The 15,423-nt window shown below is 38.7% G+C and carries 16 protein-coding genes; 9 read left to right on the top strand and 7 right to left on the bottom strand.

Annotated elements, in window-relative coordinates:
- Positions 1 to 81: 81 nt before the first annotated feature.
- Positions 82 to 618, bottom strand: a complete 537-nt coding sequence (gene yjgA, locus BKK54_RS06080; protein WP_077542231.1) for a ribosome biogenesis factor YjgA — start codon at positions 616 to 618, stop codon at positions 82 to 84.
- 89 nt (positions 619 to 707) lie between these two features.
- On the opposite strand from yjgA, the gene pmbA reads away from it, so the two are divergent.
- Entirely contained in the window at positions 708 to 2,063 is a 1,356-nt protein-coding gene (gene pmbA / locus BKK54_RS06075) for a metalloprotease PmbA (RefSeq protein WP_077542230.1), read from the top strand.
- Between the two features lie 60 nt (positions 2,064 to 2,123).
- Here the strand turns inward: pmbA and BKK54_RS06070 are convergent, their stop codons facing one another.
- Complete coding sequence (locus tag BKK54_RS06070; RefSeq protein ID WP_077542229.1) at positions 2,124 to 2,471, bottom strand: ArsC family reductase; 348 nt, start codon at positions 2,469 to 2,471, stop codon at positions 2,124 to 2,126.
- A 302-nt stretch (positions 2,472 to 2,773) separates the two neighbouring features.
- On the opposite strand from BKK54_RS06070, the gene BKK54_RS06065 reads away from it, so the two are divergent.
- Positions 2,774 to 3,004, top strand: coding sequence for a hypothetical protein (locus BKK54_RS06065; RefSeq protein ID WP_077542228.1), 231 nt, complete (start codon positions 2,774 to 2,776; stop codon positions 3,002 to 3,004).
- Positions 3,005 to 3,022: 18 nt separating this feature from the next.
- Complete coding sequence (locus BKK54_RS06060) at positions 3,023 to 3,898, top strand: hypothetical protein (protein ID WP_077542227.1); 876 nt, start codon at positions 3,023 to 3,025, stop codon at positions 3,896 to 3,898.
- A gap of 75 nt (positions 3,899 to 3,973) precedes the next feature.
- On the opposite strand, the gene htpG is transcribed toward BKK54_RS06060, so the two are convergent.
- Together htpG and BKK54_RS06050 are read right to left on the bottom strand one after the other, a co-directional pair.
- Positions 3,974 to 5,854, bottom strand: a complete 1,881-nt coding sequence (htpG, locus tag BKK54_RS06055) for a molecular chaperone HtpG (protein WP_077542226.1) — start codon at positions 5,852 to 5,854, stop codon at positions 3,974 to 3,976.
- Positions 5,855 to 6,076: 222 nt separating this feature from the next.
- On the bottom strand, positions 6,077 to 6,865 hold the full coding sequence (locus BKK54_RS06050; RefSeq protein WP_077542225.1) for an IclR family transcriptional regulator: 789 nt from the start codon (positions 6,863 to 6,865) through the stop codon (positions 6,077 to 6,079).
- Positions 6,866 to 7,069: 204 nt separating this feature from the next.
- Between BKK54_RS06050 and yiaK the strand changes: the two genes are divergently transcribed.
- The 6 genes from yiaK to BKK54_RS06020 are packed head-to-tail and all read left to right on the top strand — an operon-like array spanning position 7,070 to position 12,880.
- Positions 7,070 to 8,068 carry a 3-dehydro-L-gulonate 2-dehydrogenase gene (yiaK, locus tag BKK54_RS06045; RefSeq protein WP_077542224.1) on the top strand — a complete coding sequence of 333 codons (999 nt, stop codon included), beginning with the start codon at positions 7,070 to 7,072 and terminating at the stop codon, positions 8,066 to 8,068.
- A gap of 41 nt (positions 8,069 to 8,109) precedes the next feature.
- Complete coding sequence (locus BKK54_RS06040) at positions 8,110 to 8,583, top strand: YhcH/YjgK/YiaL family protein (RefSeq protein WP_077542223.1); 474 nt, start codon at positions 8,110 to 8,112, stop codon at positions 8,581 to 8,583.
- Positions 8,580 to 9,062, top strand: a complete 483-nt coding sequence (locus tag BKK54_RS06035; protein WP_077542222.1) for a TRAP transporter small permease — start codon at positions 8,580 to 8,582, stop codon at positions 9,060 to 9,062. The genes BKK54_RS06040 and BKK54_RS06035 overlap by 4 nt, the downstream gene beginning before the upstream one ends.
- Entirely contained in the window at positions 9,059 to 10,336 is a 1,278-nt protein-coding gene (locus BKK54_RS06030) for a TRAP transporter large permease subunit (protein WP_077542221.1), read from the top strand. The genes BKK54_RS06035 and BKK54_RS06030 overlap by 4 nt, the downstream gene beginning before the upstream one ends.
- A 42-nt stretch (positions 10,337 to 10,378) precedes the next feature.
- Positions 10,379 to 11,368 (top strand): TRAP transporter substrate-binding protein, encoded by a 990-nt coding sequence (locus tag BKK54_RS06025; protein WP_077542220.1) that lies wholly within the window; start codon positions 10,379 to 10,381, stop codon positions 11,366 to 11,368.
- Positions 11,369 to 11,422: 54 nt separating this feature from the next.
- The gene (locus BKK54_RS06020) at positions 11,423 to 12,880 is read left to right on the top strand and encodes an FGGY-family carbohydrate kinase (RefSeq protein WP_077542219.1); all 1,458 of its coding nucleotides are present in this window, start codon (positions 11,423 to 11,425) and stop codon (positions 12,878 to 12,880) included.
- 111 nt (positions 12,881 to 12,991) lie between these two features.
- On the opposite strand, the gene BKK54_RS06015 is transcribed toward BKK54_RS06020, so the two are convergent.
- From BKK54_RS06015 to metK, 3 genes are read right to left on the bottom strand one after another with little or no spacing between them, the layout of a single operon-like run.
- Positions 12,992 to 13,612, bottom strand: a complete 621-nt coding sequence (locus BKK54_RS06015; RefSeq protein ID WP_077542218.1) for an opacity family porin — start codon at positions 13,610 to 13,612, stop codon at positions 12,992 to 12,994.
- Between the two features lie 56 nt (positions 13,613 to 13,668).
- The gene (locus tag BKK54_RS06010; protein WP_077542217.1) at positions 13,669 to 14,178 is read right to left on the bottom strand and encodes a SprT family zinc-dependent metalloprotease; all 510 of its coding nucleotides are present in this window, start codon (positions 14,176 to 14,178) and stop codon (positions 13,669 to 13,671) included.
- A 57-nt stretch (positions 14,179 to 14,235) separates the two neighbouring features.
- A complete protein-coding gene (gene metK / locus BKK54_RS06005) occupies positions 14,236 to 15,390 on the bottom strand; it encodes a methionine adenosyltransferase (RefSeq protein ID WP_077542216.1) in 1,155 nt (384 codons plus the stop codon).
- Positions 15,391 to 15,423 lie beyond the last annotated feature (33 nt).

The raw sequence follows: 15,423 nt of genomic DNA, 5'->3' as shown, positions 1-15,423 counted from the left end.
AAATTAAGGGCGAATCATACCACAATTCTAGTCTCTATAGAGGTTTTGTCCGAAGTTAAGTAGGATCAAAAGTAAGTCATGTTAATCCGGTAAAATGAGAGATTTCAACACTTGATAAATTTCTCGATAAGCCTTTACCGGTTTATTTTGTGTTTTTTCCTTCTGTGCAGCACGAATTAAATTACGCAATTGCTGACGATCCGCCATCGGATATTCATTTAATAAATCGGTCAATGCCACATCACCCTTTTCAACCAATTCATCACGTAATATCTCTAATTTATGAAGCATTGCTTGCTGCTGAAGGTGCTTATTTTCAATTTTATCTAAAGCTTCACGAATAGGCTCTACATCCGTTCCACGTAACAATTTGCCAATATATTGTAGCTGACGACGACGCGCCTCTTTTTGTAAACGTTGCGCAAGCTCAACCGCTTCTAGCAAGGCATCATCAAGTGGAATTTTTGCTAAGTTGGTTTTCGTTAAATTTACCAACTTTTCACCAAGTTGTTTTAAGTCTTCCGCATCACGTTTAATTTCACTTTTACTGACCCAAATGATCTCTTCTTGTTCTTCATCTTCCCAATCAAATACTTCTTTTTTATTACGCTTTGCCATAGTATCCCTTCTTCAAAATTTGAGGCGCATTTTAGCATAAACTTTGAAAATAAGATAAAATGCAAAAAATTTTTAACGGAAAAAAGAGAATGAAAACAACAGAAAATCAGACCGCACTTTTAAAGACTCAAGAACAAAAATTACGACAAGCGGTAAGCTTTGCCTTGGAAACCGCTCAAAAAGCCGGTGCGACAGCAGAAGTTGGCGTCACCAAAGTGAGTGGCTTATCCGTTTCAACCCGCTTGCAAGAAATTGAAAATGTTGAATTTACCAATGATGGGGCGCTTGGTATTTCGGTTTATTTAGGTCAACAAAAAGGTAATGCCTCCACTTCCGATTTAAGCGAACAGGCAATAAAAAACACTGTTGAAGCTGCATTGGCAATCGCTAAATATACCTCTCCGGATGATTGTACCGGTTTAGCCGAAAAGGAATTAATGGCATTTGATGCACCTGATTTAGAGCTTTACCACCCTGCCGATGTTGATGTAGAAAAGGCAATGGCGCTTGCCTTTCAAACGGAAAAAGCAGCACTGGATGCAGATAAACGGATTATTAATAGCAATGGTGCAAGTTTTAATTCCCACACAGGGGTACGTGTGTATGGCAATACACACGGTATGTTGCAAAGTTATTTATCCAGCCGTTATTCTTTATCTTGTTCCGTCATTGGAGGCGTAGAAGATGCGCTAGAAAATGATTATGAATACACCGTTTCACGTGAATTTAATCAACTCAGCCCGCCTAATTGGGTCGGTGAAAATTGTGCAAAAAAAGTCGTGGCACGTTTAAATCCACAAAAACTGACCACACGAGAAGTTCCCGTAATCTTTTTAAACGACGTGGCAACAGGCATTATTTCACATTTTGCTGCTGCCATTAGTGGTGGTAGTTTATATCGTCAATCCAGTTTCTTATTAGATCATTTAGGTAAGCAAGTACTACCGGACTGGTTTAATCTCAGTGAACGCCCTCACTTGCTCCGCCGTTTAGCCTCAACCCCTTTTGACAGCGAAGGGGTACGCACACAAGACCTAGAAATCGTACAAAACGGCATATTACAAACTTATTTATTAACTCATTACAGTGGTAAAAAAATGGGAATGAAAAGCACCGGTCACGCCGGTGGTATTCATAATTGGCTGGTACAACCAAATTTAACCGGCGGATTGACCGCACTTTTGCGAGAAATGGGGACCGGTTTATTAGTAACCGATGTCATGGGGCAAGGCGTCAACATTGTTACCGGTGATTACTCCCGTGGCGCATCAGGTTTCTGGGTAGAAAATGGGGAAATCCAATATCCGGTGGCAGAAATTACCATTGCCGGACAACTCCCCGATATGCTGCAAAATATGGTGGCAGTTGCTGATGATATTGAGCACCGCTCCAATATTCAAACCGGCTCTATCTTATTAGAAAAAATGAAAATCTCAGGAAATTAATCCTATCAGCAAAAATAAGCCCACGATTCTAAACGAAAGTGGGCTTAATCATCTGACAAACTATTTACCGAAAACCGCTTGATACGCTTTTTCACTAAAACCAATCAATACTTTCTCATCCTGCATAATAATCGGGCGTTTGATTAAGGTCGGATTCTCTGCAAGCACAGAAAGTGCGGTTGTTTTTGACAATGTTTTTTTCACCTCATCATCTAAATTTCGCCAAGTGGTACTGCGTTTATTAACAAGATTTTCCCAACCGAATTGGGCTTCCGCCCGTTGTAAAAATGCCATATCCAAACCATCAACCCGATAGTCGTGTAATTTATGCTCAATATGGTGATCCACAAGCCATTTCAAGGCTTTTTTCACCGTGTCGCAGTTTTTAATGCCGTAAACAGTAATCATAAAATCTCCTCAAATAAAAAATCCTCAATCTCATCAGACTGAGGATTTTAACCGAAACTTAGGTGATTAACCTAACAACTTATTCACCCGTTTAATAAACGCATTTGTTTTCGCAAGATACTCCTTTAGGCAAAAAGGGCTTATAAATAATATTTTCATGTATAACATTTCATTAACTAGGCTATAAATCATCATTAAGCATTCAAAGTGTGAATTTTTTCTTTTTTAAAATTGGCTTGACAAGTTGTTTTTTTTTTAGAATACGGAAAATTTTGCTCATTATTAATGTGAGGGTTATTTATATGACACTAAAAATGTCAATCTTAAAGCTTATTGAAGATAAGTGTAAAAATGATTTAAAACAAGATCCGACTTTTCCTGTTGGTCTAGATTCAGAAACCCTATTTCTTAAATTTATTAGAAGTGGAATCAGTAAAGCACTCATTCTTAAAGAATTACAAGAGCTTATAAATGAAGAAAAGATCTACACGCTTAGCCGTTACTATATTTCGTCTACATACAAACATAATTAAAAACATTAAGGATACAAAATGAAAAAAACATTAACTTTCTCTCTGTTATTTACCCTATTCTCCACATCATCTTTGGGAAAAGAGCCTAATTTTGTAGATTTAGATGAGGCAAGAAAGCAGTTTTTTGAACCTTTAAGAGTAGGAAATAGCGAACTACTTTATAGTGATGCTGTTGAATGGGTATTAGCCACAGAAAAATTCTTAACACTTAGACCTCTAGAAAGTAGAGAAAATTCTCATATTAAAGATGAATATAGTGAAGACTATATAAACTCTATTTTAAGTGACGATAATAAAGTAATGTATGTTGCTAGAAAAAATCTAAACCCATTTGAGATAAGAAAGTATAAAGATGAATTTTTAGATGAATATTATAAAAAATATAATATAGCTAAAAATTTTGTATTAAGCAATAACATCAAAACTATTTGGACTTCACAGCTATACCATTATCCTAAAGGAGAGGCATATGACTTTGAAAAAGAACGTTATAATAGCAGCTTTGGTAGGGAACATTGGGAGGGTGTATCTGGATTATGTGAAAAAACCTTAGCACCAGAGAAGTATATTTACTATAAATTTCCTACTTGTACTAACATATTTATTGATTTGCCAGTAGATAAAGCTGAGCAAATATTTACAACCCATTTAAATAATACTCATATATACTATAAAGCTTATTTTGTTCCTGATGAACCAAGTGTAGTTAAATGTAGGGATGATGGAAATAACAATCCATATCTAGAACATGATGTAGATCTATCTAAATCCTCCTGCCTTCATAAAAAACTATATAAAATGACTGCAATATTTATGAAAGATAAAAATATACATTCCCTAACCAAGGAGAAAGAACCTATCTTCAATGAAGAGTTTCCTGTAATCTTTGAATAAAAAACCTAATTTAAATTAATCTCAACTTAAAATCCCTACTCAAACGAATAGGGATTTTAACCGAAATCAAGGTGATTAAGCTAACAACTTATTCACCCGTTTAATAAATGCCACCGGATTTTCTAAAGCTCCCCTTTCGGCAAGCATCGCCTGTTCAAGCAATAATTCGATCCAGTCAGCAAACTCGGCTTCGTCAGCAATATCAGCGACTTTTTTCACTAGGTGGTGTTCCGGATTCAGCTCAAAGGTATATTTCACTTCCGGCACAGGCTGACCTGCTGCGGCAAAGAGTTTTGCCATTTGGGTGGTCATTTGATCGTTACCGGTAGATACTACGGCTGGCGTGTCCGTTAAACGATGGGTTAAACGAACCTCTTTCACACGCTCACCTAACAAGGTTTTCACACGCTCAACAAAACTTTCAAAGGCTTTATCTTGCTCTTTTTGTTCCGCTTCCTCTTTATCTGCTAAATCGCCTAAATCCAAATCTGCTTTGCTAATAGTTTGTAACGGTTTACTGTCAAATTCCGTTAAATAGCTTAACATCCATTCATCAATACGATCGGATAATAGTAAGACTTCAATGCCTTTTTTGTTGAATAATTCCAAATGAGGGCTGTTTTTCGCTGCCACATAACTATCTGCCGTGATGTAGTAAATGGCTTTTTGCCCCTCTTTCATCCGAGAAATATAGTCTTCTAAAGAGACGGTTTGCTCACTACTATCATTATGCGTAGAAGCAAAACGTAGCAATTTTGCAATAGTTTCTTTATTACCAAAATCTTCCGCTGGGCCTTCTTTCAACACTAAACCGAATTCTTTCCAGAATTGTTGATATTTTTCCGCATCGTCTTTCGCCAATTTTTCCAACATTTGTAGAGAGCGCTTGGTTAAGGCTTTGCGTAATGCTGCCGTGACTTTATTGTCTTGTAAAATTTCACGGGAAACGTTTAACGGTAAATCGTTACTATCAATTAAACCACGCATAAAACGCAGATAATTCGGCATAAATTGTTCTGCATCGTCCATAATAAACACACGTTGAACATAGAGTTTCAAGCCGTGTTTATGTTCACGATTAAATAAATCCCAAGGGGCTTTAGACGGCACATAAAGCAAGCTGGTGTATTCCTGATTGCCTTCTACTTTGTTATGCGCCCACAAAAGCGGATCGGCAAAATCGTGGCTTAAATGTTTATAAAACTCTTTGTATTCCTCATCGGAAATCTCATTTTTACTGCGTGTCCAAAGGGCATCGGATTTATTGATTTTTTCCCATTTTTCACCGGTTTCTTTGCCTTCATCATCATATTCTTTCGTCAGCATTTCCACCGGAAGCCCAATATGATCGGAATATTTGCCAATCACATCACGCAAACGCCATTCGTTTAAAAATTCTTTTTCATCTTCACGTAAATGTAAAATCACATCCGTACCACGGGATTTTTTCTCAATATCAGCGATCGAGTATTCACCCTCTCCGGCTGATTCCCAAAGCACTGCTTTATCAGCCTCTTCGCCTGCCGCACGGGTTTTCACCGTCACTTTATCCGCGACAATAAAAGCAGAATAGAATCCCACACCGAATTGACCGATAAGTTGGCTATCTTTGGCCTGATCGCTACCTAGGGCATTCAAAAACTCTTTGGTACCGGATTTTGCAATCGTACCGAGGTGATCAATCACTTGATCACGAGTCATCCCGATCCCGTTATCACTGATGGTTATTGTGCCGTTGTCGCTATCAAAGCTAATACGCACACGTAACTCTCCGTCATTTTCATAAAGTGCCGGATTAGAAAGGGCTTTAAAGCGAAGTTTATCCGCTGCATCGGAAGCATTGGAAATAAGTTCACGTAGGAAAATTTCTTTATTGGAATATAAAGAATGAATCATTAATTGTAATAGTTGTTTGACTTCTGACTGGAAGCCACGGGTTTCTTTATTTTGAGACATAGTTTTTCCTTATAAAATGAAATAAGTAAAAATTGAGCCTCACAGATATAAGAGTGAAAACGAAATTTTCAACCCCCTACCTCATAGAAATATGAAATAGCTCAATGTTAAACATAAGACTAAAGTGCGGTTAAATTTTCAAGTGTTTTAAATTTTATCGGCATTAAAGGAAAACACGGACTGAGTTTGCTACAAAATCAAATTATTTCAATATGTTATAAACTAACACTCCGCATAGCCCAATTCTTTTGATATATCCTGCGCCGTTTTTCTGATTTCCTTGAGGAAAAAATCAATCCCTATTTTTTTCAACTTATAAGTCGACATTGAAACGGAAACTGCATAGTCCACCTGATTAAAAGAATCAAAAATTGGGCATGCAAGACAGACTACCCCAATTTCATTTTCTTCTTTATCCATGGCAAATTTATTTTGGCGGATAGCCTCCAACTCCTCTTCCATTTCATCTAACTGAGTAATGGTATTTTTCGTAAGCTGTTGAATAACGTCTTGATGTGTTTGCCAATAATGCAATAAATAGTCCGGTTTTTTAGGATAAGCCAAATAAAGTTTTCCCATTGCCGAACAATAAAGTTGCATATGTTGACCAATATAAGCTCGTGTTTTTAGCATACCGTGAGTAGGTTCTAACTTATAAATCATAATAGCCTTGTCCTCCTCTCTCTGAGAAAAGTTAATCGTTTCCCCCAAAGTGAGATTAAGTTGTTCCAAATAAGGCGAGACCACATTAATAATATTCATTGAAGTTAGAATTTTTTGCCCGATGCTGAGACATTTTATACTTAACCGATAACTCCCCGCAGTGGAAGCCGGCTTAACATAGCCCTCACTTTGCAATCCTTGTAAAAGTCGGTGAACAGTGCTTTTATTAAGTCCTGAAATATCCGCTAATTTCGCCAATGGGCAACCATTAGGAAAATCACTTAATATATCTAAAAGTCTAAGCCCTCTTATAAGACTTTGATTTCCAGTTAATTTTTCTTTTGTCATCGCATTCCTCCTTTCTTTAAGTATTATATTTCATAATGTGAAATCCTGCTTTGCAAAAATGAGATCTCTGTCACAGAATAGAAAATTTATTTTTATCTTATTGATTTTAAAGAAATTTAATCTTGTTTCTAAAATTGACTTCATCTCAGCCAAATTGTATATTTTGAAATATGATTTTACTATTTGAAATTATAGAGGTGTTAAATGAGAGTTTCTTATGCAGATCTAAAAGCTGAATTCAAACGGGTTCTACTTTCTCGCCATGTTCGGGAAGACATTGCCGAAGAATGTGCCAGCGTATTTGCCGATACCACACAAGCGGGCGCTTATTCTCACGGCGTCAACCGCTTTCCCCGTTTTATTCAACAACTCGAAAATGGCGATATTGTGCCGGAGGCTCTGCCAACTAAAGAACTGTCATTAGGCGCGATTGAACAATGGGATGCTCACCAAGCGATTGGTAATTTAACTGCCAAAAAAATGATGGCTCGGGCAATTGAATTAGCCTCTCAAAATGGTATAGGAGTTGTAGCATTACGTAATGCCAACCATTGGATGCGTGGCGGTTCTTATGGTTGGCAAGCGGCAGAAAAAGGCTATATCGGTATTTGTTGGACAAATGCCCTCGCTGTCATGCCACCATGGGGGGCAAAAGAATGCCGTATTGGCACAAACCCATTAATCATCGCTATTCCAACCAATCCTATCACGATGGTTGATATGTCTTGTTCAATGTACTCTTACGGTATGTTGGAAATACACCGTTTACAAGGACGTCAAACTTTTGTTGATGCAGGATTTGATGATGAAGGTAACCCAACCCGAGATCCGGCAACCGTGGAAAAAAACCGCCGTTTAATGCCAATGGGCTTCTGGAAAGGCTCAGGCTTATCTATTGTCCTTGATATGATTGCCACACTTCTCTCCAATGGTGAGTCCACTGCTGCAGTCACCGAAGATAAAGATGATGAATATTGTGTTTCTCAGGTATTTATTGCCATTGAAGTGGATCGCCTCATTGATGGTAAAACCAAAAATGAAAAACTCCAGCGGATTATGGATTATGTCAAAACCGCAGAACGTGCCGATCCAAATGTAGAAGTCCGTTTACCGGGTCATGAATTTACACAAATTCTGGCTGATAACAAAGCCAACGGTATTCCGGTGGACGATACAGTTTGGGCAAAACTCAAATCACTGTAAAAGTGCGGTCATTTTTCTCAGAATTTTTTAAGGGAGTGCTTATGATTTTCGGACATATTTCTCATGTGGTGGCAAACCATTATCCCAAGGCGGTACTTGCCGCCTTAGATTACCTAAAACATACCGATTTTGAACAAATGGAAAGCGGTCGCTATCCGCTTAAAGGTCGCTCCTATGTGCAGGTTCTCGATCTCACGACCTCCCTAAAAGAAACAAACTTACCTGAAGTTCATCGTCAATATATTGATGTGCAATATTGGCATTCCGGTATGGAAAGAATGAGCGTTGCAACAGACTTAGGCAATAATCAAACTGCGGGAAGCTATGATACGGAACGTGACATTCTCTTTTATACCCACATTGAAAACGAGCAGGAACTGATATGTCGCGCCGGCAATTTTGCCGTTTTCTTTCCGGAAGATGCTCATCGAAGTGCTTGTAGGGAAAATGAAATTTCAACTATTCGCAAAGTGGTTGTTAAGGTAGCGATTGATGACCTTGAGGAGGAACAATGAAAGCATTTGCTCAAGTTGTTGGAAAAGTATTAGAAGCCCTTGTTGTTTTCATTTTATCGGTGATGTCGATTCTGGTTTTTCTTAATGTGGTACTACGTTATGGCTTCAACAGCAGTATTAGTGTGACAGAAGAAGTTTCACGCTATATGTTTATATGGCTCACCTTTTTAGCGGCAGTGTTGGCATTTAATGAAAACCAACACGTTAATGTCACGATTTTAACCGATAAGCTCTCCCCAAATGGGCGGAATATATTAGGCATTTTTACAGATAGCCTAATGCTTTATTGTTGCTATTTAATTGTGGATGGTAGCTGGATCCAGTTCCAATTAAATCTTAGTAATTTGGCACCTATTTCCGGTTTACCACAGGGCATCACTTATTTTGCAAGTGTCGTTGCAGGCATTTTAATTGGCATATTACTTATCACACGCCTTATTTCAAAACTCGCATTTTTAACGAAAGGAGAAAAAGCATGATTGTGGTGATTTTCCTCTCAGTCCTACTTGGTGCCATTATCTTAGGCATTCCTGTTGCCTTTTCACTTTTAATTTGTGGCATCGCATTAATGTTACAGCTAGACTTATTCGATTCTCAGATTTTGGCACAGCATTTAGTCAGTGGAGCGGATAGCTTTTCTTTAATGGCAATTCCTTTCTTTATTCTTGCCGGTGAGATTATGAACGAAGGGGGATTATCAAAACGTATTATTGATTTACCCATGAAATTAGTAGGTCATAAACGTGGTGGGTTAGGCTTTGTGGCGATTATCGCAGCAATGATTATGGCCAGCCTCTCCGGTTCTGCCGTAGCAGATACGGCAGCAGTGGCAGCAATGCTATTACCAATGATGAAAACCACAGGTTATCCTGTTGATAAATCCGCCGGTTTAATCGGAACAGCAGGGATCATTGCCCCAATTATTCCCCCCTCCATTCCATTTATTGTCTTTGGTGTCGCAAGTGGTGTTTCCATTACCAAGCTTTTCTTAGCCGGTATTTTCCCCGGTTTGATGATGGGCGTGATGTTAGCCCTACTTTGGTGGTGGCAGGCAAAACGCTTAGATTTAATGACCTTTTCAAAAGCAACAAAAGAAGAATTATGTATCTCTTTTAAAAACAGTATTTGGGCATTGTTATTGCCGGTTATCATCATTGGTGGTTTCCGTTCAGGGATATTTACCCCAACAGAAGCCGGTGTTGTCGCCGCATTTTATGCTTTGATCGTCTCGCTCTTTATTTATCGTGAACTAAAAATCAAAGACTTATACAAGGTTGTTCTTGCAGCGGCAAAAACCACTGCAGTGGTGATGTTCCTCGTGGCTGCCGCCAACGTGACCGGTTGGTTAATTACCGTTGCAGAATTGCCTCAGATCATGACAGAATTTTTGGAGCCATTAATTGATAGCCCAACCTTATTGCTAATTGTGATTATGCTCTCTGTATTCATTATTGGTATGGTGATGGATTTAACGCCCACAGTATTAATCCTCACTCCGGTACTTATGCCATTAGTGGAAGAAGCCGGTATTGATCCTGTTTATTTTGGCGTCTTGTTTATCTTAAATACGTCTATTGGCTTAATTACCCCACCGGTGGGCAATGTGTTAAACGTTATCACCGGCGTATCGAAATTACCCTTTGAACAATCAGCAAAAGGCATTCTCCCTTATATGGCAATGATGATTGTCCTATTGTTCCTGTTTATTTTCTTTCCATCATTAATTTTAGTTCCACTACAATGGATGCTATAAACACTCACTGATTATTAACCACTCTTAATTTAGGAGAACATTATGAAGCGTTTTAATATGAAATTTTTAGCAACTTTAATCGCCGGCGCAGCCGTATTGACTACCTCAACCGTTTTAGCCGAAACCAGTTTAAGATTTGGTTATGAAGCACCACGTAGCGATACCCAGCATATCGCAGCGAAAAAATTCAATGAATTATTGGCTGAAAAAACCAAAGGTGAAATAAAGTTAAAATTATTCCCTGATAGCACCTTAGGTAATGCACAAACCATGATTGCCGGTGTTCGTGGCGGTACAATCGATCTTGAAATGTCAGGTTCCCCCAACTTCACCGGATTGGTTCAAGAATTAAATGTCATTGATATTCCGTTTATTTTTAAAAATCGTGAACATGTTTATAAAGTATTAGATGGTGAAATTGGAGAGGGTTTATTAAAAGCATTAGAAGAAAAGGGACTAAAAGGGCTGGCTTTTTGGGATGTAGGATTCCGCGCATTCTCCAATTCTAAGCATACGATGACCAAACCGGAAGATGTGAAAGGTTTAAAAGTCCGCACAAACCAAAACCCGATGTATATTGAAGCCTTTACTCTATTAGGTGCAAACCCTGTCCCAATGCCATTAGCGGAACTTTATACGGCATTAGAAACAAGAGCAGTGGATGCGCAAGAACATCCTATCGGGATTTTCTGGTCCTCCAAATTATATGAAGTGCAAAAATATTTAACCTTAAGTAACCATGGTTACACCCCATTAATAGTTGTGATGAATAAAGCAAAATTTGATGCGCTTTCAGCGGAATTACAACAAGCTATTTTAGCGTCTGCAAAAGAAGCCGGTGCTTTCCAACGAGAGCTAAACGTTAAAAATGAGCAAGAAATCATTGCGAAACTGCGAAAAGAAGGCGTTGAAGTCACCGAAACCATTGAACCAACACCATTTAAATCCATCATTGAAGAAAAAGTGCGTAAATCCTACGTTGAAAAACATGGTGAGACATTGGTCAATCAAATTGATGCATTAGCGAAATAATTTAATCTGTCACAAGCAGCTATCATTGGCTGCTTCATTTTTCATTGAGGTTTTATGAATTATTACTTAGGCATTGATTGCGGTGGAACCTTTATCAAAGCCGCATTATTTGATCGTGCCGGAAAACTGTATGGCATTACACGCCAAAATGTTTCGGTGATTAGCGAACAATCCGGTTATGCTGAACGGGATATGGAAAATTTATGGGAAATCACTGCACAGGTGATACAGGAAGTGATTGAGCAAAGCCATATTGATGCAAAACAAATCAAAGCAGTTGGAATTTCAGCACAAGGAAAAGGCGCATTTCTTTTAGATAAACAAAATCGTCCTTTAGGGCGGGCAATTTTATCATCTGATCAACGTGCACTTGATATCGTCAAAAAATGGCAAACCGAACAAATTCCGGAAAAACTTTATCCCATCACGAGACAAACATTGTGGACAGGTCACCCTGTTTCAATTTTACGCTGGCTGAAAGAATATGATCGAACTCGCTATGATCGTATCGGCGCAATTTTAATGTCTCATGATTACCTAAGATTCTGCTTAACCGATCAATTATTTTGTGAAGAGACCAATATCTCTGAATCAAATATCTATAATATGCAAACGGGGCAATATGATATTCAGCTCGCAAAATTACTCGGTATAGAAGAGATTTTCGATAAGTTTCCACCAATAATGAGATCGAATGAAATTGCAGGCTATGTAACTAAACAGGCTGCAAAACTCACCGGACTAGCAGAAGGCACAGCCGTGGTTGGCGGATTATTTGATGTGGTTTCGACCGCACTTTGTGCCGGCTTAAATGATGAGAAAACCTTAAATATTGTACTCGGTACTTGGTCTGTGGTAAGTGGCATCACAGATCATATTGCAGTAAATCAATCCACGCCTTTTGTCTATGGGCGCTATATCGAAAACAATAAATTTATTGTTCACGAGGCAAGCCCAACTTCATCCGGAAATTTAGAATGGTTTTTACATCGTTTTAAACATTTGGATTATGAGGCACTAAATAAGGGTATTGAAACATTAGAGCCAGCCTCAAGCTCGATCTTATTTATGCCTTTCCTTTACGGCACTAACGCCAAATTAGGTATGCAGGCAGGATTTTACGGACTACAGGCGCATCACAACGAAATGCACTTGCTCCAAGCCGTTTACGAAGGTGTCCTATTTAGCCTGATGTATCACTTAGAGCGTATTTCTCAGCGCTTTCCGAATGTGACTAAATTAAGAGTCACGGGTGGCCCGACAAAATCGAAAGTTTGGATGCAAATGTTGGCAGACTTAACCGGTATGACATTAGAAATTCCGCTTGTAGAAGAAACCGGCTGTTTCGGTGCTGCCTTGATCGCAATGGACGCTATTGAAAAGGCTGATAAAACAACGATACTAAATTCAGATAGACAAATTTTTGTACCGAATAAAGAGAATTTCAACGCTTATCAGAAAAAATATCAACGTTATTTGAAGTTTGTTCAAGCCTTAGAAAATTTAGTTTAAATATAATTTAAACTAAAAAATAAACCGTATTTGATTTCCCCACCAAATACGGTTTTTATCGGTCTCAATCTCTCTAAACAAGAAAATTTTTGACCGCACTTTAACCCAAAATTAGAATTCGTAACGAATACCGGCTTTCACGCCGTATTGGTTGATTTTAACATCATCAAATGAACCTAAACGGTTATACTCAATACCACCATTTACCGCCCAATTTGGAGCAAAATTGTAAGATACACCGGCTAATACACCATAGCCCACTTTGTGATCTTTTGAAGAATTTGATTCACTATAACTATCATTTCCATTTGAAGCATAGAAATGGCTATTATACTTAACTGTGTTATAGGATAAACGAGCACCAATATAAGGAACGATTGGTGAATTAAGATCAATGTCATAAATCGCAGAGAAACCGAAAGAATTAACTTTCAACTCCGATTTTTCCGGTCCGGTTAAGCGAATATGCGCACCTGTTGAATCAGCGCCGTCATAAGTGCTTAATTCTGAATGGCTGGATTTACCATAATACGTATAATCTAAAGCAAAACGGGTATTACCCAATTTGTAACCCACCGCTAAACTTGGGGTAAATTTATTTTTATTAAAGTCAATATCACCCGAGGTTTTGATTTTTGAATAACCTAAATCCCCTTGGACATACCAGTTTGCATTTGCAGCGAAAGCAACAGCCAATGTACCGATCGCTAATGCTAATAATGATTTCTTCATTGGATAACTCCTATATATTGTAGGTAAAAAACGGTTGGAGTGTAACATAATCTAAATTAGTTATCATCCATCAAAACCAATTTCCCTTTACACTTTCGACATAAATATTCCACGCCTTCTTTTAAAATTCGATGATGGCGGCGAATACTTAAAGAATGGGTTTGGCAAGCACAACGATATGCAAAAGTTCGACCCTGCACATTTTGTACATCAAATTGGTGACAAGTATCTGCTGGTAGATGAAAGATCTCATTCATCACCCCCTGCCATTCTTTGCCATGAGGCTTAACACGTCCGAATACTTGATACACAATTAAATGCGCCAATTCATGGGGAACGACTTGATGAATAAACTCTTGCATATTTTCAAGCAATAAAGTGCGGTTAAATTTGATTTCGTTTTTTTGCAAATACGCTACACCGGCTTTCACGCCCCGTAAATCATAATTTACCGTTGGCATAGGAAATGCTCGTTTAAAATAATCTTCTGCAAGGCGTAAAGATTCCGCCAGTTTACGCTGAACCTGCATTTTTAAATGACGAAATTGAGTTTGTGATGAAAACATAAAATTTAGAAAAATAAAAACCGCCAAAAATAGCGGTTTTAGTCATTCATAATAGGATTATTTCAACCCTGCCGCCGCACGTAATTCTTCCGCACGATCCACTTTTTCCCATGGGAATTGCTCACGTCCAAAGTGACCATAAGCGGCGGTTTCACGATAAATAGGCTTAATTAAATCAAGCATTTTGATTAAACCATAAGGGCGTAAATCAAAAAACTCACGCACTAATGCCACCAACAATTCATTTGCCACTTTGCCTGTGCCGAAGGTTTCCACCATAATTGAGGTCGGTTCTGCCACACCGATAGCATAAGAAAGTTGAATTTCACAACGCTCCGCCAAACCGGCAGCCACAATATTTTTCGCTACATAACGTGCTGCATAAGCCGCTGAACGATCCACTTTTGACGGATCTTTACCGGAGAACGCTCCACCGCCATGACGTGCCGCACCGCCGTAGGTGTCCACAATAATTTTACGTCCGGTTAAACCGCAATCCCCCATCGGACCACCAATCACAAAACGACCTGTCGGATTGATAAAGAATTTCGTGTCTTTTGAAAGCCATTCACTTGGCAATACCGGTTTGATGATTTCTTCCATGACCGCTTCACGAAGATCTTTTTGCTCAATATCTTCTGCATGTTGCGTTGAAAGCACAACAGCATCCACGCCAACAATTTTGTTATCTTCATATTTTAAAGTCACTTGGCTTTTCGCATCAGGGCGTAACCAGGCTAATTTACCGCTTTTACGTACTTCTGCCTGTTTTTGCATTAAACGATGAGCATAAGTAATGGCAGCGGGCATTAATACATCGGTTTCATTTGTGGCGTAACCAAACATAATACCTTGGTCGCCGGCGCCTTGATCCAATGGATTTTCACGATCTACTCCTTGGTTAATATCCGCAGACTGTTTACCAATAGCATTTAATACGGCACAAGAATGGCCATCAAAGCCCATATCGGAATGTTCATAGCCAATATCACAAATCACTTTTCGGGTGAGATTTTCAATATCCACCCACGCTGAAGTGGTGATTTCCCCCCCCACTAACGCCATTCCGGTTTTCACATAAGTTTCGCAAGCGACACGGGCTTTGGGATCTTGTTTTAGAATTTCATCAAGTACCGCATCTGAAATCTGATCGGCAATTTTATCTGGATGTCCTTCGGACACAGATTCCGAAGTAAATAAATAACTAGACATAATTTTTCTCTTTTTAATTTGGATGTATTGACG

The organism is Rodentibacter genomosp. 1, from assembly GCF_001999285.1.
Lineage (GTDB): Bacteria > Pseudomonadota > Gammaproteobacteria > Enterobacterales > Pasteurellaceae > Rodentibacter.
The sequence above is the reverse complement of the archived record's forward strand: the minus strand, read 5'-3'. Positions and strand labels throughout refer to the sequence as shown.

What these genes read in the sequence shown, in the direction of transcription:
- BKK54_RS06025 (WP_077542220.1), top strand. Translation starts at nt 10,379, where the DNA reads ATGAAGCGTTTTAATATGAAATTTTTAGCAACTTTAATCGCCGGCGCA.
- yiaK (WP_077542224.1), top strand. Translation starts at nt 7,070, where the DNA reads ATGAGAGTTTCTTATGCAGATCTAAAAGCTGAATTCAAACGGGTTCTA.
- pmbA (WP_077542230.1), top strand. Translation starts at nt 708, where the DNA reads ATGAAAACAACAGAAAATCAGACCGCACTTTTAAAGACTCAAGAACAA.
- yjgA (WP_077542231.1), bottom strand. Translation starts at nt 618, where the DNA reads ATGGCAAAGCGTAATAAAAAAGAAGTATTTGATTGGGAAGATGAAGAA.
- BKK54_RS06070 (WP_077542229.1), bottom strand. Translation starts at nt 2,471, where the DNA reads ATGATTACTGTTTACGGCATTAAAAACTGCGACACGGTGAAAAAAGCC.
- BKK54_RS06020 (WP_077542219.1), top strand. Translation starts at nt 11,423, where the DNA reads ATGAATTATTACTTAGGCATTGATTGCGGTGGAACCTTTATCAAAGCC.
- BKK54_RS06030 (WP_077542221.1), top strand. Translation starts at nt 9,059, where the DNA reads ATGATTGTGGTGATTTTCCTCTCAGTCCTACTTGGTGCCATTATCTTA.
- BKK54_RS06050 (WP_077542225.1), bottom strand. Translation starts at nt 6,865, where the DNA reads ATGACAAAAGAAAAATTAACTGGAAATCAAAGTCTTATAAGAGGGCTT.
- BKK54_RS06035 (WP_077542222.1), top strand. Translation starts at nt 8,580, where the DNA reads ATGAAAGCATTTGCTCAAGTTGTTGGAAAAGTATTAGAAGCCCTTGTT.
- metK (WP_077542216.1), bottom strand. Translation starts at nt 15,390, where the DNA reads ATGTCTAGTTATTTATTTACTTCGGAATCTGTGTCCGAAGGACATCCA.
- BKK54_RS06060 (WP_077542227.1), top strand. Translation starts at nt 3,023, where the DNA reads ATGAAAAAAACATTAACTTTCTCTCTGTTATTTACCCTATTCTCCACA.
- BKK54_RS06065 (WP_077542228.1), top strand. Translation starts at nt 2,774, where the DNA reads ATGACACTAAAAATGTCAATCTTAAAGCTTATTGAAGATAAGTGTAAA.
- BKK54_RS06015 (WP_077542218.1), bottom strand. Translation starts at nt 13,612, where the DNA reads ATGAAGAAATCATTATTAGCATTAGCGATCGGTACATTGGCTGTTGCT.
- BKK54_RS06010 (WP_077542217.1), bottom strand. Translation starts at nt 14,178, where the DNA reads ATGTTTTCATCACAAACTCAATTTCGTCATTTAAAAATGCAGGTTCAG.
- htpG (WP_077542226.1), bottom strand. Translation starts at nt 5,854, where the DNA reads ATGTCTCAAAATAAAGAAACCCGTGGCTTCCAGTCAGAAGTCAAACAA.
- BKK54_RS06040 (WP_077542223.1), top strand. Translation starts at nt 8,110, where the DNA reads ATGATTTTCGGACATATTTCTCATGTGGTGGCAAACCATTATCCCAAG.